This is a genomic window from Pseudomonas sp. GM60 (genome assembly GCF_000282415.1).
Lineage (GTDB): Bacteria > Pseudomonadota > Gammaproteobacteria > Pseudomonadales > Pseudomonadaceae > Aquipseudomonas > Aquipseudomonas migulae.
This window is the reverse complement of sequence record NZ_AKJI01000165.1, coordinates 14,689-38,705: the sequence shown is the minus strand read 5'-3', so window position 1 is coordinate 38,705 and position 24,017 is coordinate 14,689. Positions and strand designations below refer to the sequence as shown.

At 60.6% G+C, this 24,017-nt stretch carries 21 protein-coding genes; 14 read left to right on the top strand and 7 right to left on the bottom strand.

What is annotated here, in order from left to right:
- Positions 1 to 76 precede the first annotated feature (76 nt).
- Positions 77 to 1,723, bottom strand: coding sequence for an acyl-CoA dehydrogenase family protein (locus PMI32_RS01500; RefSeq protein WP_008035134.1), 1,647 nt, complete (start codon positions 1,721 to 1,723; stop codon positions 77 to 79).
- 73 nt (positions 1,724 to 1,796) lie between these two features.
- On the bottom strand, positions 1,797 to 4,181 hold the full coding sequence (locus PMI32_RS01505) for a hybrid sensor histidine kinase/response regulator (RefSeq protein ID WP_008035132.1): 2,385 nt from the start codon (positions 4,179 to 4,181) through the stop codon (positions 1,797 to 1,799).
- A gap of 314 nt (positions 4,182 to 4,495) precedes the next feature.
- Between PMI32_RS01505 and PMI32_RS01510 the strand changes: the two genes are divergently transcribed.
- From PMI32_RS01510 to PMI32_RS01525, 4 genes are all read left to right on the top strand, one after another.
- Positions 4,496 to 5,293, top strand: a complete 798-nt coding sequence (locus tag PMI32_RS01510) for a hydroxymethylpyrimidine/phosphomethylpyrimidine kinase (RefSeq protein WP_032829222.1) — start codon at positions 4,496 to 4,498, stop codon at positions 5,291 to 5,293.
- 18 nt (positions 5,294 to 5,311) lie between these two features.
- Positions 5,312 to 5,935, top strand: a complete 624-nt coding sequence (gene thiE / locus PMI32_RS01515) for a thiamine phosphate synthase (RefSeq protein WP_008035128.1) — start codon at positions 5,312 to 5,314, stop codon at positions 5,933 to 5,935.
- Positions 5,936 to 5,950: 15 nt separating this feature from the next.
- The gene (gene hemL, locus PMI32_RS01520) at positions 5,951 to 7,234 is read left to right on the top strand and encodes a glutamate-1-semialdehyde 2,1-aminomutase (RefSeq protein ID WP_008035126.1); all 1,284 of its coding nucleotides are present in this window, start codon (positions 5,951 to 5,953) and stop codon (positions 7,232 to 7,234) included.
- Between the two features lie 225 nt (positions 7,235 to 7,459).
- On the top strand, positions 7,460 to 8,014 hold the full coding sequence (locus PMI32_RS01525) for a tetratricopeptide repeat protein (protein WP_008035122.1): 555 nt from the start codon (positions 7,460 to 7,462) through the stop codon (positions 8,012 to 8,014).
- A 140-nt stretch (positions 8,015 to 8,154) separates the two neighbouring features.
- On the opposite strand, the gene PMI32_RS01530 is transcribed toward PMI32_RS01525, so the two are convergent.
- The gene (locus PMI32_RS01530) at positions 8,155 to 8,484 is read right to left on the bottom strand and encodes a DUF1820 family protein (RefSeq protein ID WP_007894425.1); all 330 of its coding nucleotides are present in this window, start codon (positions 8,482 to 8,484) and stop codon (positions 8,155 to 8,157) included.
- Positions 8,485 to 8,618: 134 nt separating this feature from the next.
- Between PMI32_RS01530 and miaB the strand changes: the two genes are divergently transcribed.
- The 5 genes from miaB (at position 8,619) to lnt (ending at position 14,015) form a co-directional block, all read left to right on the top strand.
- Positions 8,619 to 9,947, top strand: a complete 1,329-nt coding sequence (gene miaB, locus PMI32_RS01535; protein ID WP_032829224.1) for a tRNA (N6-isopentenyl adenosine(37)-C2)-methylthiotransferase MiaB — start codon at positions 8,619 to 8,621, stop codon at positions 9,945 to 9,947.
- Between the two features lie 193 nt (positions 9,948 to 10,140).
- Positions 10,141 to 11,145, top strand: coding sequence for a PhoH family protein (locus PMI32_RS01540; protein ID WP_032829221.1), 1,005 nt, complete (start codon positions 10,141 to 10,143; stop codon positions 11,143 to 11,145).
- Positions 11,138 to 11,632 carry an rRNA maturation RNase YbeY gene (gene ybeY, locus PMI32_RS01545; RefSeq protein WP_008035119.1) on the top strand — a complete coding sequence of 165 codons (495 nt, stop codon included), beginning with the start codon at positions 11,138 to 11,140 and terminating at the stop codon, positions 11,630 to 11,632. Before PMI32_RS01540 ends, ybeY begins: the two co-directional genes overlap by 8 nt.
- Positions 11,633 to 11,637: 5 nt before the next feature.
- Positions 11,638 to 12,477: a CorC family transporter gene (locus PMI32_RS01550; RefSeq protein WP_008035118.1), complete on the top strand. Its 840-nt coding sequence runs from the start codon at positions 11,638 to 11,640 to the stop codon at positions 12,475 to 12,477.
- A 14-nt stretch (positions 12,478 to 12,491) separates the two neighbouring features.
- The gene (lnt, locus tag PMI32_RS01555) at positions 12,492 to 14,015 is read left to right on the top strand and encodes an apolipoprotein N-acyltransferase (RefSeq protein ID WP_008035117.1); all 1,524 of its coding nucleotides are present in this window, start codon (positions 12,492 to 12,494) and stop codon (positions 14,013 to 14,015) included.
- Between the two features lie 125 nt (positions 14,016 to 14,140).
- Here the strand turns inward: lnt and PMI32_RS01560 are convergent, their stop codons facing one another.
- Both PMI32_RS01560 and PMI32_RS01565 read right to left on the bottom strand, forming a co-directional pair.
- Entirely contained in the window at positions 14,141 to 14,902 is a 762-nt protein-coding gene (locus PMI32_RS01560; protein ID WP_008035115.1) for a YdcF family protein, read from the bottom strand.
- A 107-nt stretch (positions 14,903 to 15,009) separates the two neighbouring features.
- A complete protein-coding gene (locus tag PMI32_RS01565; RefSeq protein WP_008035114.1) occupies positions 15,010 to 15,330 on the bottom strand; it encodes a hypothetical protein in 321 nt (106 codons plus the stop codon).
- 279 nt (positions 15,331 to 15,609) lie between these two features.
- Here PMI32_RS01565 and leuS point away from each other — a divergent pair, with 279 nt between their 5' ends.
- The 5 genes from leuS (at position 15,610) to PMI32_RS01590 (ending at position 21,770) form a co-directional block, all read left to right on the top strand.
- The gene (gene leuS / locus PMI32_RS01570) at positions 15,610 to 18,216 is read left to right on the top strand and encodes a leucine--tRNA ligase (RefSeq protein ID WP_008035112.1); all 2,607 of its coding nucleotides are present in this window, start codon (positions 15,610 to 15,612) and stop codon (positions 18,214 to 18,216) included.
- 87 nt (positions 18,217 to 18,303) lie between these two features.
- Entirely contained in the window at positions 18,304 to 18,909 is a 606-nt protein-coding gene (locus PMI32_RS01575; RefSeq protein ID WP_008035109.1) for an LPS-assembly lipoprotein LptE, read from the top strand.
- Between the two features lie 39 nt (positions 18,910 to 18,948).
- Entirely contained in the window at positions 18,949 to 19,986 is a 1,038-nt protein-coding gene (holA, locus tag PMI32_RS01580) for a DNA polymerase III subunit delta (protein ID WP_008035107.1), read from the top strand.
- A gap of 234 nt (positions 19,987 to 20,220) precedes the next feature.
- Complete coding sequence (gene arfA, locus PMI32_RS01585) at positions 20,221 to 20,385, top strand: alternative ribosome rescue factor ArfA (RefSeq protein WP_008035105.1); 165 nt, start codon at positions 20,221 to 20,223, stop codon at positions 20,383 to 20,385.
- Positions 20,386 to 20,447: 62 nt separating this feature from the next.
- Positions 20,448 to 21,770, top strand: coding sequence for a lytic murein transglycosylase (locus tag PMI32_RS01590; protein ID WP_008035104.1), 1,323 nt, complete (start codon positions 20,448 to 20,450; stop codon positions 21,768 to 21,770).
- 111 nt (positions 21,771 to 21,881) lie between these two features.
- Here the strand turns inward: PMI32_RS01590 and PMI32_RS01595 are convergent, their stop codons facing one another.
- Positions 21,882 to 22,832 (bottom strand): S66 peptidase family protein, encoded by a 951-nt coding sequence (locus tag PMI32_RS01595; protein ID WP_008035103.1) that lies wholly within the window; start codon positions 22,830 to 22,832, stop codon positions 21,882 to 21,884.
- A gap of 159 nt (positions 22,833 to 22,991) precedes the next feature.
- Positions 22,992 to 24,017, bottom strand: coding sequence for a lipoyl synthase (gene lipA, locus PMI32_RS01600; RefSeq protein ID WP_008035102.1), 1,026 nt, complete (start codon positions 24,015 to 24,017; stop codon positions 22,992 to 22,994).

The following is a 24,017-nucleotide window of genomic DNA, read 5'->3' as shown; positions in this document are numbered from 1 at the left end:
TAGGCACATTCGACATTGATGTGGCTGACAGACCGATATCGCGAGCAGGCTCACTCCCACAGTAGACCGGTGTCGGTTACACGAACGGGGTCGAGCGGGCGACGATCGCTTCGACATCCAGCCCTCGCGGCAACGCACCGTATACGCGACCGGCGTCGCCGAGACGGCTGGCGATGAACGCATCGCTGACCGCCGAATTGCCGGCCTCCAGCAACAGCTTGGCTTGCAGCCCCAACGCAATGTCTTCGGTGAGTTGCCGCGCACGATACTGAATATCGCCGGTGTCCTTGAAGGCCACCTGCAATTGGCTGATGTGTGCGGCCAGCCGTTTGTCGCCGTGACCATCACCCAACTCGCTGAACAACACATCCAGCACGCCCGGCTCTTTCGACAGCGCCCGCAACACATCCAGGCATTGCACGTTGCCGGAACCTTCCCACGTCGAATTGACCGGTGCCTCGCGGTACAAGCGCGGCAGGATGCTGTCTTCGACATACCCGGCACCGCCCATGCATTCGGCAGCTTCGTTGATCATCGCGGGCGCGCGTTTGCAGATCCAGTACTTGCCCACTGCGGTCACCAGGCGGGCGAATTTGGCTTCGTGCCCGTCATCCAGATGATCCAGCGCCTTGCCCATGCGCAGGCTCAACGCCAACGCTGCTTCGCTCTCCAAGGCCAGATCGGCGAGGACGTTCTGCATCAACGGTTGCTCGCTGAGCAGCTTGCCGCCGACGCTGCGATGGGCGCAGTGATGACTGGCCTGGGTCAGCGCCTGACGCATCAAGGCGCTGGAACCGACCATGCAATCGAAGCGGGTCATGGCAACCATTTCGATAATGGTCGGAACGCCACGCCCCTCTTCGCCGACCATCCAAGCCAGCGCACCGCGAAACTCGACTTCGCTGGAGGCGTTGGAGCAATTGCCGAGTTTGTTTTTCAGGCGCTGGATGTAGAACTGATTGCGCGTGTCGTCGGGGCGATGGCGTGGCAACAGGAAGCAGGTCAATCCTTTGTCGGTCTGCGCCAGCGTGAGGAAGGCATCGCACATCGGCGCAGAACAGAACCATTTGTGGCCCACCAGTTCGTAGGCCTGGCCCGGTCCGCTGGCACCCACCGGAAACGCCTTGGTGGTGTTGGCCCGCACATCGGTGCCGCCCTGTTTCTCGGTCATCGCCATGCCAATGGTGACACCGGCCTTGTGGGCCATGCCGACATTGCGCGGGTCGTATTCGGTGGCGAGGATTTTCGGCAGCCACTGCTTGGCCAGGTCCGCTTGCAGGCGCATCGCCGGCACGCTGGCGAAGGTCATGGTCAGCGGGCAACCGCTGCCGGCTTCGGCCTGGCTGTGCAGGTAGGTCATGGAGGCGCGGGCGACATGGGCGCCGTCCTGTGGATGCGCCCAGGGCAGCGAGGTCAACCCGTGCTCGATCGCCGTGCGCATCAGCTCGTGATACGCCGGGTGAAATTCCACCAGATCGATGCGGTGACCGTAACGGTCGTGGCTGCTGAACACCGGTTTGTTCTGGTTGGCCAGGAACCCCGCTTCCATCAGCGGCCCGCCGGCCAACGCGCCGTAAGCGTCGATCCGCGACTCGGCCCAACCGGCCCCGAAACGCCGCGACCACTCCTGCAAAGGCAGGTCGATGCGATACAGGTTGGCGCCGTCCAGCAACGGCGGCTGGTTGGTGACTTCGTGGGTTTCGGCGAACTGATGCAGGTTCATGACGGGGCTCCTTTGGTCAGCCAAGGAGTTCAGTTAAGCACTGCCCCGAGGCTGAACAAAGTGGCATATCAGCCTAACTGTCGGCGCTTTCGCCTTGTTTTGGACAAAGCACGCGTCGATACAACGCGGCCTGCAAGTCTTCGAATTTCACCGGTTTGCTCAGGTAATCGATCAGTGCACCGGTTGGGCAGCGCTCCCGATCAGCGCTCAAGGCAATCATGAACACCGGCAATTCGGCACAACCCGGCAAGTCCCGGATCTGGCAGCAGACAGACTCACCGTCGAGGGGCGGTAGCTGACAATCGAGGAGTACAGCGTCGAAGGTTTCACGCTGCAGGACTTCCAGCGCGGTCGCCCCGTTGTCCGCCGTACGGACCCGAAATCCGAGCTTGAGCAACATGCCGCGCATCACCAATTGATTGATGCTGTTGTCGTCCACCAGCAGCACCGTGCAGTCCTGAGGCAAGCGCAGGCGCGGGAATTCCCGGGTCATCAATTCCGTTGTCACGCGCTCGACCACCGGCAATTCAAACTCGACGTCAAGCTGGAAGCGGCTGCCGCGACCTGGCTCGGAGCGGTGAGTCAGGTTCCCGCCGAGCAGGTCGACCAGTTGTCGACAGATCGCCAGGCCCACACCGAGGCCGCCATATTCACGGGTCATCGAGCCGTCGAGCTGGAAGAACCGCTGATACAGCGTCGCCTCGCCCAGATCAGTGAAACCGATGCCGGTGTCGATCACCGCAAAGGACAATGCCAGCTTGCCGGGCTCCGCGTTTTTACCCGAGACCCGCAGCGCCACCCCGCCCACTCGCGTGAACTTGATCGCGTTATCCAGCAGGCATTCCAGGCATTGCGCCAACTTGACGTTATCGCCGTACAAACGGTCCGGCAGGCCCGGTGTCACCTCGACCTTGAAGTCCAGTGACTTGCCCGACGCGTTGCCTTCGAACTGCACGCGCAAGGTATCGACCACGCTGCGCAAACTGAAGGTGGACGCCGAAGCCTTGAGCTTGCCGGCCTGCAACTCGGTCAGGGTAAGAATGCCGTTGACCATGCGCATCATGTCGCGCGCCGAACCGGCGGCCGTTTGCTGGTATTGCTCCAGCTCCGGGTCCATCTCGACGGTTTGCATCAATTCCAGGGAACCGATCACACCGTTCATGGGGGTGCGCAATTCGTGGGTCAACGTGGCGAGGAATTCATCCTTTAGCTTGTTACTGTGCGCCAGTTGCTGGTTGAGCACTTCAAGCTTCTGGCCAGCATCGAACAAGGTTTGCGCCTGTTGCTCGCGCATGGCGTTGATGCGGTCGGCCAAGGCCAGGGACAGCAGCGCCACCTCGATGGCCGAACCGATCTGGCTGGAATACATGGTCAGGAATACGTTCGGCAGGTAACCCAGCACCATCATCGTATTGATGATGCCGCCGAGCAAAAACGCCGACCAGGCGATGATGAAATAGCGCGCCACCCGCAAGCCGCGCCACCAGGCGAAAAACCCTGCGGCGAAAATCACCACGGTGAACGACAGGGCCAGCGTCGTCGCCAGGCGCAGGGCCAGGGCGTAACTGGTCATCAATGACAACCCGACGACTACCGCACTGAACGCAATCAACGCCAGCAGCAAGCGATCGAGCCAGCGGCTGAGGGTCGCCGTTTGCAGGAAGCTGCGGGCGAACTGGCTGCCGAACAGCCCTGCGCAACCGATGAAGAACGGCGTCGCGGCGTTGGCCCACCACGGGTTGTCTGGCCAGAAATACTCTACGGCCGCGCCATTCACCGACAGCTGATACAGGCCGAACGAGGCAATATAAAAGATGTAATAGAGGTAGCTGGTGTCGCGCACGCTGAGGTAGATGAACAGGTTGTAGACCAGCATCCCCAGCAATACGCCGTAAATCATGCCCAACACATAAAGCCGCACCGGCTGTTCTTCGAGAAACGCGGTGCTCGACCACAACGTGACCGGCGCCTGGATCGACCCTTCGCTTTGCAGGCGCAAGTACACGGTTTGCATTTGGTCGGGCGTGAAGTTCAGATCGAACAGGTAGTTGTTCTGGCGAATCTCGCGGCTGCTGAACGGCAAGGCATCGCCGGTCTGACGGGCCAATTGATAGCCACCGCCGGCATCAGGCAAATACAGATCAAGGTGATCGAGGGGCGGATAGGCCAGCTCCAGCAGCCACGTCCGCTGTGCAGCGGGATTGGTCGGGCGGTAATGCAGGTCGATTTTCAGCCAGAATACCGAACGCGAGTAACCGGCGTTGAGCGTGGCCTTGTCATGGGGCTTGAAGTGTCCGGCAGCGGCTTGCGCGCGGATATCGGCAATGCTCGCCTGACCATCGGCGTCTTCGAACACTTGCAGGGTTCGGCCCAAGGGCAGGCTTTGAGTGAACTCATCGAACTCGACTGCGCTTGCCATGAGGGGCAAGCAAAACAGCAACATCAGCAAATAGCGCATTTAAGCCCCAGCGTGGCCTGTCCGGTTATCTCAGGAAGCCCCTCATTCCTTTTGAGTAGACGTAAAACCGGCATTACCTGTTATTGGTTTGGATCCACTCTAGCATAGCCGTTGATGGCCATTGAACACCATTGAAATTTTTCTTGAAAAGGCTCTAGCACGGGCGTTCCAGCGAAGCATATCGAGCCATTACTGTTTGCTCGGTCAGATTATGACAATCCCGGAGGGCTGCATTGCCAGCCCATGACTCTCTATCGGCAGACCTGGCGGGCACTGCACCCGAAAATCGATGTTTGGTGGTAAGCTCGCGCACCATGAATATCTACAGCTCTCGCCCCGTTGTCCTCTGTCTCTCCGGCCACGACCCAAGTGGTGGCGCCGGCTTGCAGGCAGATATCGAAGCCCTGCTTGCCCAGGGATGTCATGCGGCTCCGGCCGTCACCGCCCTGACCGTGCAAGACACGGTCAACGTCACGGATTTCCGCGTCCTCGACCGTGAGTGGGTGCTGGCTCAGGCCAACGCCGTGCTCAACGACTCCGAAGTCGCCGCCGTCAAGCTGGGCATGCTCGGTTCCCTGGAAATGGTCGACACCGTCGTCGAACTGCTTCAGGCGCACCCGCATTTGCCGATGGTCTGCGACCCGGTGCTGCGCGCCGGCGGTGGCGGACGACTGGGCAAGGACGAAGTCGGCTACGCCATGCGCGAACGCTTGCTGCCCCTGGCCATCATCGCCACCCCTAACCTTCCCGAAGCCCGCATCCTCGCTGAACTGCCAGAAGGCACCGCCGACGAGTGCGCTGAAAAACTCCTGCCGTTCGTCAAACACCTGCTGATCACCGGCGGCCACGGTGATGAACACGAAATACACAATCGCCTGTACAGCCGCGACGGTCTGCGCGAAACCTATACCTGCCAGCGCTTGCCCGGCAGTTACCACGGTTCCGGTTGCACATTGGCGAGCGCCCTCGCCGGTCGTCTGGCCCAGGGTGAAAACCTCGTCAGTGCAGTGCAGAGCGCGCTTAACTACACGTGGCGCACCCTGCGCGATGCCGAGCAGTTGGGCAAAGGCCAGTTCGTGCCGCGCCGTCTGCCACTGGATTTCTGTTCGTAACGCCATGAGGCTTGCCCGATGAAACTACGTGGCCTGTACGCCATTACCGACAGCCAGTTACTGGCCGGTAAATTTCTTTCGTACGTGGAGGCGGCGCTGGAAGGCGGCGTCACCTTGCTGCAATACCGCGACAAGAGCAGCGACGAGGCCCGCCGTCTGCGTGAAGCTGAAGCCCTGCGCGATCTGTGCGAACGCTACAAGACCCATCTGATCATCAATGACGATGCCGAACTGGCCGCACGCCTGAACGTCGGCGTGCACTTGGGCCAGACCGACGGCCCGCTGACTCCGGCTCGTGCGTTGCTCGGTCGCCAGGCGATCATCGGTTCGACCTGTCACGCGCAACTCGAACTCGCCGAACAAGCAGCCAAAGAAGGCGCCAGTTATGTCGCCTTCGGCCGCTTCTTCAATTCCAGCACCAAACCCGGCGCACCGACTTGCAGCCTCGAACTGCTCGACCAGGCCCGCAGCACATTGCACCTGCCGATCTGCGCGATCGGCGGCATCACCCTGAAAAACGCCGCCCCGCTGGTGGCCCACGGGGTCGATCTGCTGGCGGTGGTCCACGGCCTGTTTGGCGCCGAGAGCACGGCTGAAGTGACCCGCCGCGCCCGCGCATTTAACGAATTACTAAAAATCTGATTTGAGAGCCCCATCATGTCTCGTTCCGAAACGCTGTTTGCCAATGCCCAGAAACACATTCCCGGTGGCGTGAACTCGCCTGTTCGCGCGTTCAAGAGCGTTGGCGGCACCCCCCTGTTTTTCAAACACGCTGAAGGCGCCTACGTCACCGACGAAGACGACAAGCGTTATGTGGATTACGTCGGTTCCTGGGGGCCGATGATCCTCGGCCACAGCCATCCGGACGTGCTGGACGCGGTGCGCAAGCAGCTGGAACACGGCTTGTCCTACGGCGCCCCGACCGAGATGGAAACCGAGATGGCCGACCTGGTCTGCTCGATCGTGCCATCGATGGAAATGGTGCGCATGGTCAGCTCCGGCACCGAAGCGACCATGAGTGCGATTCGCCTGGCCCGTGGTTTCACCGGTCGCGACAGCATCATCAAGTTCGAAGGCTGCTACCACGGTCACTCCGACAGCCTGCTGGTTAAAGCAGGTTCCGGCGCCCTGACCCAAGGCGTGCCGAGCTCGGCCGGTGTACCGGCGGCCTTCGCCAAACACACCCTGACCCTGCCGTTCAACGACATCGACGCCGTGGAAACCATGCTCGCTGAAGTGGGCCAGGACGTGGCCTGCATCATCGTCGAGCCGGTGGCCGGCAATATGAACTGCGTACCGCCGGCACCGGGCTTCCTCGAAGGCCTGCGGACCCTGTGCGACAAGCACGGCGTGGTGCTGATTTTCGACGAAGTGATGACCGGTTTCCGCGTTGCCCTCGGCGGCGCTCAAGCGCATTACGGCGTTACGCCAGACCTGACCACGTTCGGCAAGATCATCGGTGGTGGCATGCCGGTTGGCTGCTTCGGCGGCAAACGCGCAATCATGTCGCACATCGCGCCACTGGGCCCGGTGTACCAGGCTGGCACCTTGTCGGGTAACCCGCTGGCAATGGCGGCAGGTCTGACGACCTTGCGCCTGATCAGCCGCCCAGGCTTCCACGCCGAACTGAGCGACTATACCAGCCGCCTGCTCGATGGCCTGCAACAGCGCGCCGACGCCGCCGGCATTCCGTTCGTGACCACCCAGGCCGGTGGCATGTTCGGCTTGTACTTCAGCGGCGCCGACGACATCGTCACCTTCGATGACGTGATGGCCAGCGACGCGAAGCTGTTCGGCCGTTTCTTCCACCTGATGCTCGAAGGTGGCGTGTACCTGGCACCAAGTGCATTCGAAGCCGGCTTCACCTCGATCGCCCATGGCGAAGCCGAGTTGAAACTGACCCTGGATGCCGCCGAGCGCGCCTTCGCTGCATTGAAATAACGTTGTGCCGCTGACGTTGGCGATTGCCAGCGTCAGCTTTCACCTACATTCCCGCCTCTTTTCCTACTCACCTGCAGATAATCCCCCGTAAAGTGGGCGATATATTCCCCGTGCAGCAGAAAAACGAGTAAAGACTTTGTAAGGTTGGCCCTGCTTATTTCATAATGCGCGCTTATTGGATCCCCTCGTTGGGTCCGCGCGCCCTTCAGAGGTAAGTCGATTCCCATGAACCGCACCGGCCGCGCCCTTGCAATGGGCTGCCTGTTGCTCCTTCAGCCCCTGCTCGCGCTCGCACAAGCAGGCGGCAACTCGTTGTTAATCCCAGCGATGGGTCGCTGCACCCTCAATACCCAGCCGCAAGACCTGGCACAGGCGCTCGCCGCCTGTCAGAAAGCGTCGGATGAAGGGGATGCGCAAGCGCAATACGAGTTGGGTGAGTTCTACTACGACGGCAAAAACACCCCTCGCGATCTGAAAAAAGCCCTGGATTACTTCGAAAAAGCCTCGCTGCAAGGCCATGCCCAGGCGCAATTCAAACTCGGCACCATGTTCTTCCACGGCGAAGGCGTACCGGCCAATAACGTTCAGGCGTACATCGTGCTGAAAATGGCGGCGGTCAATGGTGCGGAAGAAGCGCTGGATACGGCGGATGAAGTCGCCGAGAAGATGCCGCGTGAAGAGCTTGAAGTGGCGACCCAGGTGCTTGGACAGATCTTCCGCAAGTACCTGATGGAATTGCAGAGCGCCGATGGGCGCACGCCTTTCTCGCCGCTTCCCTGAATCTGCGTTGTTCTGACTGCCCCCTTCGCGAGCAAGCCCGCTCCCACATGGAATCTCTGGTGACCACAAATATTGTGTTCACTGAAGATCCAATGTGGGAGCGGGCTTGCTCGCGAATGGGGGCAACGCGGTCTTGAGGCTTACTTCTCAGGCATCGGCATCGGAAACGGCATCACATTGCCGACCGCGCCACGGGCTTCGCTGATTTTCGGGGTGCCCAGACGCTCGACTTCGTCGATGCGCACGATCGAATGCATCGGCACAAAACTGCGCACCACGCCCTCGAACTGAGCCTTGAGCTTCTCTTCGCTCGGGTCGACGACCACTTGCGTGCGCTCGCCAAAGACGAACTCTTCCACTTCCAGGAAGCCCCACAGATCACTTTGATAGATCTGCTTGGCGTACATTTCGTACACCTGGCCCTGATTGAGGAAAATCACCTTGTAGATTGGAGCTTCACGTTTGGTCATGGTGGGCGAGCAACACATCGGGGATAAAAATGAGGGCGCGAACTATAGCATAGCCACCGGACGCGCAACGGTAGGAACCTTGGGACATGTTCCCTATAATGCGCGGTTCTTTGAATCACGTGATGACTGTATCCATGGCCAAGAAGCTTTACATCGAAACCCACGGTTGCCAGATGAACGAGTACGACAGCTCGCGCATGGTTGATCTGCTGGGTGAACATCAGGCCCTGGAAGTCACCGCTCGCGCTGAAGACGCCGACGTGATCCTGCTCAACACCTGCTCGATCCGCGAACGCGCCCAGGACCGGGTGTATTCCCAGCTCGGCCGCTGGCGTGAACTGAAACTGGCGAACCCGGAGATGGTGATCGCCGTCGGCGGTTGCGTCGCCAGCCAGGAAGGCGCCGCCATCCGCGATCGCGCACCGTACGTCGACGTGGTGTTCGGCCCACAAACCCTGCACCGTTTGCCGGAAATGATCGACGCCGCACGCGCCACCAAGCTGCCGCAAGTCGACGTCTCGTTCCCGGAAATCGAAAAGTTCGACCACCTGCCAGAGCCGCGCATCGATGGCCCGAGCGCTTATGTGTCGGTGATGGAGGGTTGCAGCAAGTACTGCACATTCTGCGTGGTGCCCTACACCCGCGGCGAAGAAGTCAGCCGCCCGTTCGATGACGTGATTGCCGAAATCATCCACCTCGCCGAGAACGGCGTGCGTGAAGTGACGTTGCTGGGCCAGAACGTCAACGGCTATCGCGGCACCACTCACGATGGTCGCCTGGCGGACCTCGCCGAACTGATCCGCGTGGTCGCCGCTGTCGATGGCATCGACCGGATTCGTTACACCACCTCCCACCCGCTGGAGTTCTCCGACAGCCTGATCCAGGCCCACGCCGAGGTACCGGAACTGGTGAAACACCTGCACTTGCCGGTGCAATCGGGTTCGGACCGCATTCTGTCGGCAATGAAACGCAACCACACGGCGCTGGAATACAAATCCAAACTGCGCAAGCTGCGCGCCGCCGTCCCGGGGATCTGCATCAGCTCGGACTTCATCGTCGGCTTCCCGGGCGAGACCGAAAAAGACTTCGAACAGACCATGAAGCTGATCGAAGACGTCGGTTTCGACTTCTCCTATTCGTTCGTCTATAGCCAGCGCCCAGGCACGCCGGCGGCCGATCTGGCCGACGAAACGCCGGAAGAACTGAAAAAAGAACGCCTGAACGCCTTGCAACATCGCCTGAACCAGCAAGGTTTCGAGATCAGCCGACAAATGGTCGGTTCGGTCCAGCGGATCCTGGTAACCGATTACTCGAAAAAAGACCCCGGCGAGCTGCAGGGCCGGACCGAGAATAACCGGATCGTCAACTTCCGCTGCGACAATCCAACCCTGATAGGCCAGTTTGCCGACGTGCATATCGACGCCGCTCAGCCGCACTCGCTGCGCGGCTCGCTGATTATCTAACTGTAGGAGCCGGCTTGCTGGCGATGGGAACACCGCGGTAGATCAGCAAGACCGCGTTATCGTTCATCGCCAGCAAGCCGGCTCCTACAGAATCGAGATGTGTCAGGTCGAGATATTTAAGAGCTTTCGCACCCGCCTCACTGGCGTTATCCTTGATTTCATCTTAATTGCCCCAGGGCGGCTAAATACGACCTTGAACGCACCCATAGAACCACATCGTTTTATCCTCGAGCCCTTTGAGGCTCGCCGCTTTGCCAATCTGTGCGGGATGTTCGACGAGCACCTGCGCTTGATCGAGCAACGCCTGACTATCGAAATCCGCAACCGCGGAAATCAGTTCGAGCTGATCGGCGACCCCAAACACACCACCTCCGCGGAAAACCTCCTGCGCCGCCTGTACCGGGAAACCAAGGGTACCGAGCTGTCGCCGGACATGGTTCACCTGTTCCTGCAGGAATCGGCCGTCGAAGAGCTGGACAACGTTTCGCCGTCCGAACCCTCCGTGGCCCTGCGCACCAAGAAAGGCATGATTCGCCCTCGCGGCTTGAATCAGCTGCGCTACGTGAAGGAAATCCTCGGCAACGACATCAACTTCGGCATCGGTCCGGCCGGTACCGGCAAGACCTACCTGGCCGTTGCCTGCGCGGTAGATGCGCTGGAACGCGAGCAGATCCGCCGCATCCTGCTGGTGCGCCCGGCGGTTGAAGCGGGCGAAAAACTCGGCTTCCTGCCCGGCGACCTGTCGCAAAAGATCGACCCGTACCTGCGTCCGCTCTACGACGCACTCTACGAAATGCTCGGCTTCGAATACGTCGCCAAGCTGATCGAGCGCCAGGTGATCGAAGTCGCGCCGCTGGCCTACATGCGCGGTCGCACGCTGAACAACAGCTTCATCATCCTCGATGAAAGCCAGAACACCACCGTCGAGCAGATGAAGATGTTCCTGACCCGGATCGGCTTCGGTTCCACAGCGGTCATCACCGGTGACATCACCCAGGTCGACCTGCCGAAAGGCACCAAGTCCGGGCTGCACCACGTGATCGAAGTGCTGAAAGACGTGCCGGGCATCAGCTTCACCCACTTCATGCCCAAGGACGTCGTGCGCCATCCACTGGTGCAGCGGATCGTCGAAGCCTACGAGCGCTTCGAGAATCGCGGGGCAGACGAAACACCAAAGGACAGCCGCCGCGATGCTTGAGCTTGATCTGCAACTGGCCACCGAAGCATCTGCGCCAAGTGAAGCCGAGTTCCGCCAATGGTGCGAACTGGCCCTGCGCCAGCGCACCGCCGACTCCGAAATGACCATTCGCCTGGTCGACGAAGCGGAAGGTCGCGAGCTGAATCACACCTGGCGGCAAAAGGACTACGCCACCAACGTGCTGTCGTTTCCTGCCGATGTGCCTGACGAGTTTCTCGACATCCCGCTGCTGGGCGATCTGGTGATCTGCGTGGCGGTGGTCGAGCGCGAAGCCGCCGAACAAGGCAAGGAACCCAAGGCCCACTGGGCACATCTGGTCATTCACGGCTGCTTGCATCTGCTGGGTTACGACCATATAGATGACGACGAAGCCGAAGAAATGGAAGCACTGGAACGAACGTTGCTTGCTGAGTTGGGCTACCCCGATCCGTACGCGGACGACGAAACAGAAACATCCCCTATCGTTACAACAAAGGATTCAGAGTAATCGCTATGAGCGAAGATCGATCGAGCAACGGGCAGAAGTCATGGCTGGGTAAGCTCACCCAGGCTTTTGCCCACGAGCCGAAGAACCGTCAGGAGCTGCTGGAGCTCCTGCGCGATGCACATCAAAACAAGTTGCTGGACAGCGAAGCGCTGGCCATCGTCGAAGGCGCCATCCAGGTTGCAGACCTGCAAGTACGGGACATCATGGTCCCGCGTTCGCAGATGATCAGCATCAAGGCGACCCAGACACCCCGCGAGTTTTTGCCCGCCGTGGTCGACTCCGCCCACTCCCGCTACCCGGTCATCGGCGAAAGCCACGATGACGTGATGGGCGTGTTGCTGGCCAAGGACTTGCTGCCGTTGATCCTCAGGGAGAACGGCGACAGCTTCAACATCAAGGACCTGCTGCGCCCGGCCACCTTCGTGCCCGAGTCCAAGCGCCTGAACGTGCTGCTGCGCGAATTCCGCGCCAACCACAACCACATGGCCATCGTCATCGACGAATACGGCGGCGTGGCAGGCCTGGTGACCATCGAAGACGTGCTGGAACAGATCGTCGGCGACATCGAAGACGAGCATGACGTCGAGGAAGACAGCTACATCAAGCCGCTGCCCAGCGGTGATTTCCTGGTCAAGGCCCTGACGCCGATCGAGAACTTCAACGAATTCTTCGACAGCGAGTTCTCCGACGACGAATTCGACACCGTTGGCGGCCTGGTGATGAGCGCGTTCGGGCACTTGCCAAAACGCAACGAAATCACTGAAATCGGCCCTTATCGCTTTCGTATCCTGAACGCTGACAGCCGTCGGATTCACTTGCTGCGCCTGACTCCAATTGCCCGATAAATCCAAGGATTGAAATGCATCGTATGACCCGCCCCGGCTGGCCCGGTAACCTGCTGGCCGTGGCGGCCGGTGCACTCACCACCCTGGCCCTGGCGCCGTTTGACATCTGGCCGCTGGCACTGCTGGCGGTCGGGTTCTTTTATGCCGGTTTGCGCGAACTGAATCCGCGTCAGGCCCTGGGCCGTGGCTGGTGCTTCGGTTTTGGCCTGTTTGGCGCGGGCACCAGCTGGATCTACTACAGCATTCACAACTTCGGTGGCGCTTCCGTGCTGCTGGCCGGGTTCCTGATGCTGCTCTTCACCGCAGCGATTGCCTGGTTTTTCGCTCTGCCCGCCTGGATCTGGGCGCGCTGGCTGCGACGCAACGAGGCGCCGCTGGCCGATGCCCTGGCATTTGCGGCGTTGTGGGTCGGCCAGGAAGCGTTTCGTGGCTGGTTCCTGACCGGTTTCCCGTGGCTCTACTCCGGTTACAGCCAGCTCGACGGCCCGTTGGCCGGGCTCGCGCCTGTGGGCGGGATGTGGCTGATTTCCTTCACCCTGGCCCTGACCGCCGCACTGATCTACAACGCCTTGCGCCTGGTGAAAGCGGGACGTAAAGCCTTCATCGCCGCCGGCGTATTGCTGTTGCTCGGCCCTTGGGTCGTCGGCATCGCACTCAAGGGCCATGCCTGGACCACCCCGGCCGGCGAGCCGCTGAGCGTCGCGGCGATTCAAGGCAATATCGAACAAAGCATGAAGTGGGACCCGGCGCAGCTCAATGCGCAACTGGCGCTGTACCGCGACATGAGCTTCAGCTCCAAGCCAGTGGACCTGCTGATCTGGCCGGAAACCGCCGTCCCGGTGCTCAAGGAGTCCGCCCAAGGCTACCTGAACATGATGGGAAACTTCGCCGCGGAACGTAAGAGCGCGCTGATTACCGGCGTACCGATCCGTGAAGAGGTTCACCACCAGAAGCGCTTCTACAACGGCATTACCGTAGTGGGTGAAGGCGATGGCACGTACCTCAAGCAGAAACTGGTGCCGTTCGGTGAGTACGTACCGTTGCAGGAAGTGCTGCGCGGGCTGATCGCGTTCTTCGATTTGCCGATGTCGGACTTTGCCCGTGGCCCCGCCGATCAGGCGATGCTGCAAGCCAAGGGTTATCAGATTGCGCCGTTCATCTGCTACGAGGTGGTTTATCCGGAATTCGCCGCCAGCCTTGCCGCTCGCAGCGATCTGTTGCTGACCATCAGCAACGACACCTGGTTCGGCACTTCCATCGGCCCGCTGCAACACTTGCAGATGGCGCAGATGCGCGCACTTGAGGCCGGTCGCTGGATGATCCGCGCCACCAACAACGGCGTCACCGGCCTGATCAACCCGTTTGGGCAGATCACTGTCCAGATCCCACAGTTCGAACGCGGCATTCTGTATGGCGAAGTGGTGCCGATGCACAACCTGACGCCGTATCTTGAATGGCGTTCGTGGCCGCTGATCATCGTGTGCGTGCTGTTGTTCGGCTGGGCGCTGGTCGCGAACCGGATGGCCAAAACCGTCTGAATCTCTGTAGGAGCGAGCTTGCTCGCGATGGACGTGAACGATGACGCGTGTTTGCCGCAAACAAGCGCCGCTTTCAGACTCATCGCGAGCAAGCTCGCTCCTACAAGAAATGCGTGAACTTCGGGTTATCGATAAAACAACGAATACCCCACCTGCCCCACTGCCTCATTCAATAACTGCCCGCTCTGCCAGATCGACTTGAACTCCGGCATCCAACCACCCAGCGGTCGGGCGTTGTCTACGCCTAAAAACCCTACAGGTGCTGCCACCACCTCAAATCCTGCCTTCTGGAAACTCCAGACTGCCCGCGGCATGTGCCAGGCCTGAGTCACGACCACAACGCGCTTGATCCCTTGTGGCAGCAACACCTCGGCGCTGAACTGCGCGTTTTCCCAGGTCGTACGGCTGCGCCCTTCCTGCCAGCGCACAGTTACGCCGAAATCATCGAGCAACGAGTCCGCCATCAACTTGGCTTCTGTCGGTGGCGTGCCGTAATGCAGGCCGCCACTGGTCAGGATCGGCAAGCCAGACGCCTTGGCCAGTCTGGCGGCATAACGCTCTCGCTCCAGACCGACACCGGTCGGCTGATCGGCGCCCCAGGCCGGATCGCCACGTTCACGCCCCGATCCCAGCACCACAATTGCATCGGCACGCTGAGCCAGGGCGGCCCATTCGTCGCGAGCCAGTGGGGGCATACGTTCAAGGGCTTCGGCGCTCCACTGCACCACCACCGGCAAACTCATCAACCAGAAACCGCCCGCGCCCAATACAAAGCACACGCCCGCAAGGCGCGGCCTTGAGCGGCGAAGCCACCAGGCAAGCACCAGTAACAACAATAAAATGCCGGGAGGCAGCAGAAGTTGTTTAACGAAGTAACGAAAAGGCATCGAGCATCTCCTGAAGATGCCCGAAGCCTAAGTGGGTTGACGCAATGCGACAACAAATGCGAAAGGACTAAGCTTTAAAAAACCATACGCCATGGGTTCAAGTGCCCTTACTTGAATTGCAGAGACCGGACCTTTACCGCGTCTCTGCCGGGTGCCTTGTCCTTGAGCCAGATGATCTTGGCCGAACGTGGTGCGTCGAGTTGCTTCACTGCTTCTGACAAGCATCCGTGTGTTTCACGTTCACTGCGGTCCAGATACGCCTTGACCAGTTCAAACTCTGCGGGGCTCAGGCCACGCAGCTCCAGCTCCAGGGGACGTTCATCGCGCAACCGGCCAGCGGTTTTTGCCGCGTCCAAGGCCAATCCCAGACGATCGATCAGTCTTTCGTACAACTCCGGTTTTGTAACTTTTTGCTGTGACTCAACCATCCCTCACCTCATTGAAGATAAGACTCACTCCCCATTTAGAGCTTAGCTTCCATGAACAAACCGGCTGAACGCCGCGACCAACGGCCCTCGCAGCCATTTCTGCGAGACGCGCGGCAGTAATCAGGGTTTCCCTCGGTAGAGTGCGGTCATGTATGCTACGGCGCTTCCTGTAACTCCACTTCCAGCTCGTCTGGGCACCGAAACGCCGATTTGGCGTGATCACCGTCCAGCGTCGCATTGAAGAGGATTAGGCCACCCCTATTCAGTTCAAAAGTAGCCATGCACGAACAATATCAGCCCCGTGAAATCGAAGCCGCCGCCCAGTCGTTCTGGGACGAGCAAAAGTCCTTTGAAGTCAGTGAACAGCCAGGCAAGGAGACGTTCTATTGCCTGTCGATGTTCCCTTACCCCAGCGGCAAGCTACACATGGGGCATGTGCGCAACTACACCATCGGCGACGTGATCTCCCGCTACCAGCGCATGCAAGGCAAGAACGTCCTGCAACCCATGGGTTGGGATGCCTTCGGCATGCCGGCGGAAAACGCCGCGATGAAGAACAACGTAGCGCCCGCCAAGTGGACCTACGAAAACATCGCCTACATGAAAAACCAGCTGCGCAGCCTGGGCCTGGCGGTGGACTGGTCGCGTGAAGTGACCACCTGCAAGCCCGATTACTACCGCTGGGAACAATGGCTGTTCACTCGCCTGTTCGAAAAAGGCGTGATCTACAAAAAGAGCGGCACCGTGAACTGGGACCCGGTCGACCAGACCGTCCTGGCCAACGAGCAAGTGATCGACGGTCGCGGCTGGCGTTCCGGCGCGCTGATCGAAAAACGCGAAATCCCGATGTACTACTTCAAGATCACCGCGTATGCGGATGAACTGCTGGAGAGTCTCGACGATCTGCCGGGCTGGCCTGAACAGGTCAAGACCATGCAGCGCAACTGGATCGGCAAGTCCCGCGGCATGGAAGTGCAGTTCCCGTACAACGTCGATTCCATCGGCGAAGCCGGCGCGCTGAAAGTCTTCACCACCCGTCCGGACACCCTGATGGGCGCGACCTACGTCGCCGTGGCCGCCGAACACCACCTGGCCACCCTGGCCGCACAGAACAACCCTGAGCTGCAAGCGTTCATCGCTGAATGCAAGGGCGGCAGCGTCGCTGAAGCCGACGTCGCCACCCAAGAGAAAAAAGGCCTGCCGACCGGCCTGTTCGTCGAGCACCCACTGACCGGCGAGAAGCTGCCGGTGTGGGTCGCCAACTATGTGCTGATGCACTACGGCGACGGCGCCGTCATGGCGGTTCCAGCGCACGACGAGCGTGATTTCGAGTTCGCCCACAAGTACAACCTGCCGGTCAAATCGGTGGTGCGCACCAGTTCAGGTGACACCAACCCGGCGCCGTGGCAAGACGCCTACGGCGAACACGGCACGCTGATCAACTCCGGCGAATTTGACGGCCTCGACTTCGCAGGCGCTTTCGACGCCATGGAAGTCGCGCTGATCAAGAAAAACCTCGGCGCCTCGCGTACCCAGTTCCGCCTGCGCGACTGGGGCATCAGCCGTCAGCGTTACTGGGGCTGCCCGATCCCGATCATCCACTGCGGCACCTGCGGTGACGTGCCGGTCCCGGAAGACCAGTTGCCTGTCGTACTGCCGGAAGATGTGGTGCCGGATGGCGCCGGTTCACCATTGGCCCGCATGCCCGAGTTCTACGAGTGCACTTGCCCGAAATGCGGCGCACCGGCCAAGCGTGAAACCGACACCATGGACACCTTCGTCGAGTCCTCGTGGTACTACGCCCGTTACGCCTCGCCGCACTATGAAGGCGGCCTGGTGGAGAAATCCGCGGCCGACCATTGGCTGCCGGTGGATCAGTACATCGGCGGTATCGAACACGCGATTCTTCACCTGCTGTACGCGCGCTTCTTCCACAAGCTGATGCGCGACGAAGGCCTGGTGAGCTCCAACGAGCCGTTCAAGAACCTGCTGACCCAGGGCATGGTGATCGCCGAGACTTACTATCGTCGCGAAGCCAATGGTGCTTACACCTGGTTCAACCCGGCAGACGTCGAACTCGAACGCGACAGCAAGGCCAAGGTCATCAGCGCCAAGTTGATCGCCGACGGCCTGCCGGTGGAAATCGGCGGCACCGAGAAGATGGCCAAGTCGAAGAACAACGGCGTCGACCCTCAGTCGATGATTGACCAGTTCGGCGCAGACACCTGCCGCCTGTTCATGATGTTCGCCTCGCCACCTGACATGAGCGCGGAATGGTCCGACTCCGGTGTAGAAGGTTCGCACCGCTTCCTCAAGCGCGTCTGGCGTCTGGCTCAAGCGCACGTGACTCAGGGCCTGCCGGGCAAACTGGACATCGCCAGCCTGAACGACGAGCAGAAAGTCATTCGCCGTTCGATCCACCAGGCCATCAAACAGGCCAGCCACGACGTTGGCCAGAACCACAAATTCAACACCGCCATCGCCCAGGTGATGACGCTGATGAACGTGTTGGAAAAAGCCCCGCAGGCGACCGAACAGGATCGCGCGCTGGTTCACGAAGGTCTGGAAACCGTGACGCTGCTGCTGGCTCCGATCACCCCGCACATCAGCCATGAGCTGTGGCATCGCCTGGGTCACGCCGATCCGGTGATCGACGCCGGCTGGCCAGTGCTGGACGACAGCGCACTGGTGCAGGACAGCCTGACACTGGTTATCCAGGTCAACGGCAAGCTGCGCGGCCAGATCGAAATGCCGGCCAGCGCGACTCGTGAAGAGATCGAAGCCGCTGCCCGTATCAACGAAAACGTGCTGCGTTTTGTCGATGGCCTGACTATTCGTAAAGTGATCGTAGTGCCCGGGAAACTGGTCAATATCGTCGCCAGCTAATTGGATCAGGCGCCAGGTGAGCCTGGCGCCGAGTAAAACCTTTCGGGCCGCATGATCGGCCCACATGGTTTCAAGGGGAGCAACAAGATGATCAAACGCAATTTGCTGGTGATGGGCCTCGCGGTCCTGTTGAGCGCCTGCGGTTTCCAGCTGCGCGGCACCGGCACCTATGAAATGGCGATCAAGGAAATCGACCTGAGCGCGCGCAATGCCTATGGCGACACCGTGAACCTGATGCGTCAGGCGCTGGAAAGCGGCGGCGTCAAAGTCTACAGCGGTGCTCCGTTCAAGTTGGTGCTGACCAATGAACAGGAAAGCCAGCGCATTCTCAGCTACGCAGGTGCCGGCCGTACTGGCGAGTATGAGCTCACTACCGTGCTCAGCTACGACATCAATGGCCACGGCGACGTGCCGCTGTTGAGCGACAAGATCGAAATGCAGCGGGTCTTCATCCACGACGGCAACAATCTGGTGGGTTCCGACCAGGAAGCCGCCGATGCCCGCAAGGACACTAGTCGTGAACTGGTTCAACGCATGATGATTCGCCTGCAACAGCTTACGCCGACTCATCTGGAGCAAATGCAACAGACCGCCGACGCCAAGGTCAGAGCTGACGCCGCGGCACTGGAAGCAGCGCAGAAGGCTGAAGCGGAAACGCCGCGTCAGTCGCCTGTCGAAATCCCGCAGCAATAAGACTTACGGGGCGCTCAGGCGCCCCGTTTGCCCTCGCCTATGAAACTCGCCCCCGCCCAACTCGCCAAACACCTGCAAGGTACGCTCGCGCCGGTCTACATCATCAGTGGCGACGATCCACTGCTGTGTCAGGAAGCCGCCGACGCCATTCGCGCAGCCGCCCGTCAACAGGGCTTCGATGAACGTCAGGTGTTCGCCGCCGAAGCCAGTTTCGACTGGGGAACGCTGCTGCAAGCCGGCGCAAGCATGTCGTTGTTCGCTGAAAAACGCCTGCTGGAACTGCGTCTGCCATCCGGCAAACCCGGTGACAAAGGCGCAGCCGCCTTCATCGAGTACTGCTCGCGACCGGCCGAAGACACCGTGTTGCTGATCAGCCTGCCGAAGCTCGACGGCAGCGCGCAGAAAACCAAGTGGGGCAAGGCGCTGGTCGAAGGTCAGCACACTCAGTTCGTGCAAATCTGGCCGGTGGACGCCAGCCAGCTGCCGGGCTGGATCCGGCAGCGCTTGTCTCAGGCCGGCCTGTCCGCCAGCCAGGACGCCGTGGAACTGATCGCCGCGCGAGTCGAGGGCAACTTGCTGGCGGCCGCGCAAGAGATCGAAAAGCTCAAGCTGATGGCCGAAGGCGGGCAGATCACCGTCGAAACCGTGCAAGCCGCGGTGGCCGACAGTGCGCGCTTCGATGTCTTCGGCCTGACCGACGCGATTCTCAACGGCGAAGCCGCTCATGCCCTGCGCATGCTCGAAGGGCTGCGCGGTGAAGGCGTCGAGCCGCCGGTGATTCTCTGGGCGCTGGCCCGGGAACTGCGCTTGCTGGCCAACCTCTCGCTGCAATACAGCCAGGGCGTGCCGCTGGACAAAGCCTTCAGCTCTGCCCGACCGCCGGTCTGGGACAAACGCAAACCGCTGATGAGCAAAGCCTTGCAACGTTACTCGGCGCAACGCTGGGCACAGTTGTTGTTGGAAGCGCAGCGCATCGACGCACAGATCAAAGGTCAGGCGGCGGGTTCGCCATGGATGAGTTTGAGTCGGCTGTCGTTGTTGATGGCTGGGCAGCGGCTGACATTGCCTGCCGAATAAGGCGTTCGACCGCATCACGGCCTATTCCCTGTAGGAGCGAGCTTGCTCGCGAAGAACTCAAGGGCACCACTGGCTTTCAGGATGCCCGCGTCATCGTTGACGTTCTTCGCGAGCAAGCTCGCTCCTACAGCGAAGGCATCCGAAAGGTCCTACGCAATGTGGGGTCTAGACAGAACCCCAACTTCAGCAGATTATTTCCCCCCGCAAAACCCCACTCAATCGAGAGATCTGATCATGAGCAAAAAGCCATCTAAACATGGCCCCAACAAGGCCAAATCCATCATCGCCCAGCCACTGTTCCGCAGCCGTCAGGAACGAGCCGGCAAGGGCAAAGGCAGCTACCGCCGCGAAGCCTTCCAGTCTGACAACTGGGAGGCTTCTTACTTTCTGGCGGCCTGAAAGGCAAGCCATCGCTCAACATGTTAAGGTCTGCACCTGATCCGTATTCCCTGGACCCGTGCATGCCCCTTTGTATTTCCCGTCGTTGGCATTTTCGCCAATTGATTGCTGCCTCCAGCCTCGTTCTGCTTGTCGCCTGCGCGGAAAAACCGACCGCCGCCGACGCCCAACCGCTTCAGACCCTTCCCGTCGCGACAGCCCCAGCGGTGATCCCGCCCGTGGTGCAGACCGGTGAAAATCTCGACATCCAGCCGACCCAGACCTTCGCCGAATGGCAGGCGGGTTTCCGCAAGGATGCGCTGGCCGCCGGCATCCGCGCCGACCTGTTCGACCGCGCCTTCGCCAATGTCAGCCTGGACACCAGTGTGATCCGTGCCGACCGCAGCCAACCGGAATTTTCCCGCCCGGTGTGGGAATACCTCGATGGTGCCCTGTCGCCGCTGCGCGTGCGCAAAGGTCAGGCACTGGTCAGCCAGTACGCCGACATCCTGCAAAGCATCGAACAACGCTACGGCGTCGATCGTCAGGCACTGGTCGCGGTGTGGGGCATGGAAAGTAACTTCGGCCAGTTTCAGGGCAGCAAGTCGGTGATCAACTCCCTGGCGACCCTGGCCTACGAAGGCCGGCGCCCTGGTTTCGCCCACGCGCAATTGATCGCGGCCCTGCAGATCCTGCAACAGGGCGACATCGCGCCGGAGAAAATGCTCGGCTCCTGGGCCGGCGCCATGGGCCAGACCCAGTTCATCCCGACCACCTACAACACCCACGCCGTGGACTTTGATGGCGACGGCCGTCGCGACATCTGGGGCAGCTCTGCCGACGCCCTGGCGTCGACCGCGCACTACCTGCAAAGCTCTGGCTGGCAGAAAGGCCAGCCATGGGGCTTTGAAGTGCAGCTGCCGGGCAGCTTCAACTACGTGCTGGCCGATGGCTCGATTCGCAAGAGCGTCGCCGAATGGCAGCAATTGGGCGTCACGCTGCCTAACGGCGGCCAGGTTCCGGCCGGTTCGGAACACCTGTCGGCGGCCCTGCTCCTGCCGGCGGGCTATCGTGGCCCGGCATTCCTGGTGCTCGACAACTTCCGTGCGATCCTCAAGTACAACAACTCGTCGTCCTATGCGCTGGCCGTCAGCTTGTTGGCTGGGCGCTTCAACGGCGCGGGTTTCATCAATGGCACCTGGCCCAAGGATGATTTGCCGCTGAGCCGTACCGAACGGATCGAGCTGCAAAACCTGCTGAGCGCGCAGAAATACGAAGCGGGAACCGCCGACGGCATCATCGGCGCCAATACCCGCAAAGCGATCCGCAGCGCCCAGCAGTCGTTTGGCTGGCCGGCGGACGGGTACCCGACGCACAAGTTGCTCGAAGGCCTGCGTAACCGATAGATAGCCGTATGGCGAATGCCGCCTTCGCGAGCAAGCCCGCTCCCACAGGTTATTCGCTAACCCTGTGGGAGCGGGCTTGCTCGCGAATACGGACTACCTGGCGACGAAACTCTATCGCTTGACGACTACATCCTGCTCCAACACCAATTCCTTATTGCCCGCATCCAACCGGACCAATGCCCCCATGGGCAGCGTCAGGTTCGGATCGCAATGCCCGCTACGCCACCCCGACAACACCGGAATCCGCAACGGCTCGAACGTCTGCTTGAGCAACCGCTCCAGCGCAATCGAATCGACCCCCGCCACATCGCCCACCAGAACCCCGCGCAACTTGCCCAGCGTGCCGGCCAGACGCAGATGAGTCAGCAATCGGTCGATGCGGTACAACGGCTCGTTGATGTCCTCGATAAGCAGGATGACGCCCTCGGCCTCGATTTCATAAGGCGTACCCATGGTCGCGGCAATCATCGACAGATTACCGCCCAGCAAGCGCCCATGAGCGATGCCTGGCTCGATTGTGGTCAACGGGTAAGCCACCGGGTGCGTCAACACACTGCCCGCCTTCACCTGCCCCCTGAGCATGTTGAAAAACGAGGACTCGGTAGGCTTTTGCTTGTCCCCCAACAAATCAGCGTTGAGCAGCGGGCCATGAAAAGTCACGAACCCGGCATAACGGCTGATCGCCAGGTGCAGCGCCGTGATATCGCTGTAGCCGATGAACGGCTTGGCGTTGTTCTGCAATAGTTCGAAATCAATGCGATCGAGTAAACGCGGCGTGCCGTAACCACCGCGCAGGCAAATGATCGCATCGACCTCGCTGTCCGCGAACGCGGCGTGCAGGTCATTGAGCCGCACATCGTCGCTGCCGGCCAGGTATCCGTCCTGCTCATACACACCAGGGAAAATCCGCAACGCATAACCGCGCGCGCGCATCCAGTTGATGGCCTTATCGGTGTCCAGTGCAGCGGGGCCTGCGGGCGCAATGACGCCGATCAGCCCTTGCGAGGGCAAGGCCGGAACGGGTTTGTGGGGAAAAAGAGTGTGGGTCGGTCGAACGGTCATCCATGAATCTCCCTGCGCGAAAGCTTCTGCACACAGTAGTCAGGAACGGGAATAAACAGAAGAGGGACAGTCGCCCCACAGCGTGCAGGAAAAGACTGTAGTTGCCGTAGGCACGGCAAAAAAATGCCCGCAAGGCTGAAAAGCCTTGCGGGCGTTTTGTTACAACGACGAGATCAGTTCAGCTTTAACCAGCTTCGCCTGCTCATCGGCGTGGTACGAGGAACGTACCAGCGGACCGGAAGCGACGTTCTTGAAGCCCATCTTGTAACCTTCCTCGGCGAACCAGGCGAAGGTGTCCGGGTGCACGAAACGCTGCACCGGCAAGTGGCTGCGGGACGGTTGCAGGTACTGGCCGAGGGTCAGCATGTCGATGTCGTGTTCGCGCATGCGCTTCATGACTTCGATGACTTCTTCATCGGTCTCGCCCAGACCCAGCATCAGGCCGGACTTGGTCGGAATGTGCGGCATCATCTGCTTGAAGCGTTGCAGCAAGGTCAGCGACCACTGGTAGTCCGAACCCGGACGCGCAGCCTTGTACAGGCGTGGCACGGTTTCCAGGTTGTGGTTGAACACATCCGGTGGCTCGGCGGCGGTGATTTCCAGCGCCACGTCCATGCGCCCACGGTAATCCGGGACCAGGGTTTCGAGCTGCACGTTCGGCGACAGCTTGCGGATTTCGCGGATGCAGTCGGCAAAGTGCTGGGCACCGCCGTCACGCAGGTCATCGCGGTCAACCGAAGTGATCACTACGTATTTCAGTTTCAGGTCGGCGATGGCAATGGCCAGGCTTTCCGGCTCATTCACGTCCAGTGGTTTCGGACGGCCGTGGCCAACGTCGCAGAACGGGCAGCGACGGGTGCAGATGTCGCCCATGATCATGAAGGTAGCGGTGCCGCCGGAGAAGCACTCGCCCAGGTTCGGGCAGGACGCTTCTTCGCACACGCTGTGCAGCTTGTGTTTGCGCAGCAACGCCTTGATGCGGTCGACTTCCGGGGAAACCGGGATGCGCACGCGGATCCAGTCAGGTTTCTTCGGCAGTTCGGTGGTAGGAATGATCTTTACCGGGATGCGTGCAACCTTCTCGGCGCCGCGCAGCTTGACGCCGGCTTCAACCTTGGCACGCGGGGCCGGACGCTCGGTGACATCCAGCGTCGGGATCATGGTTTGCACTGCATCAGTAGTCAT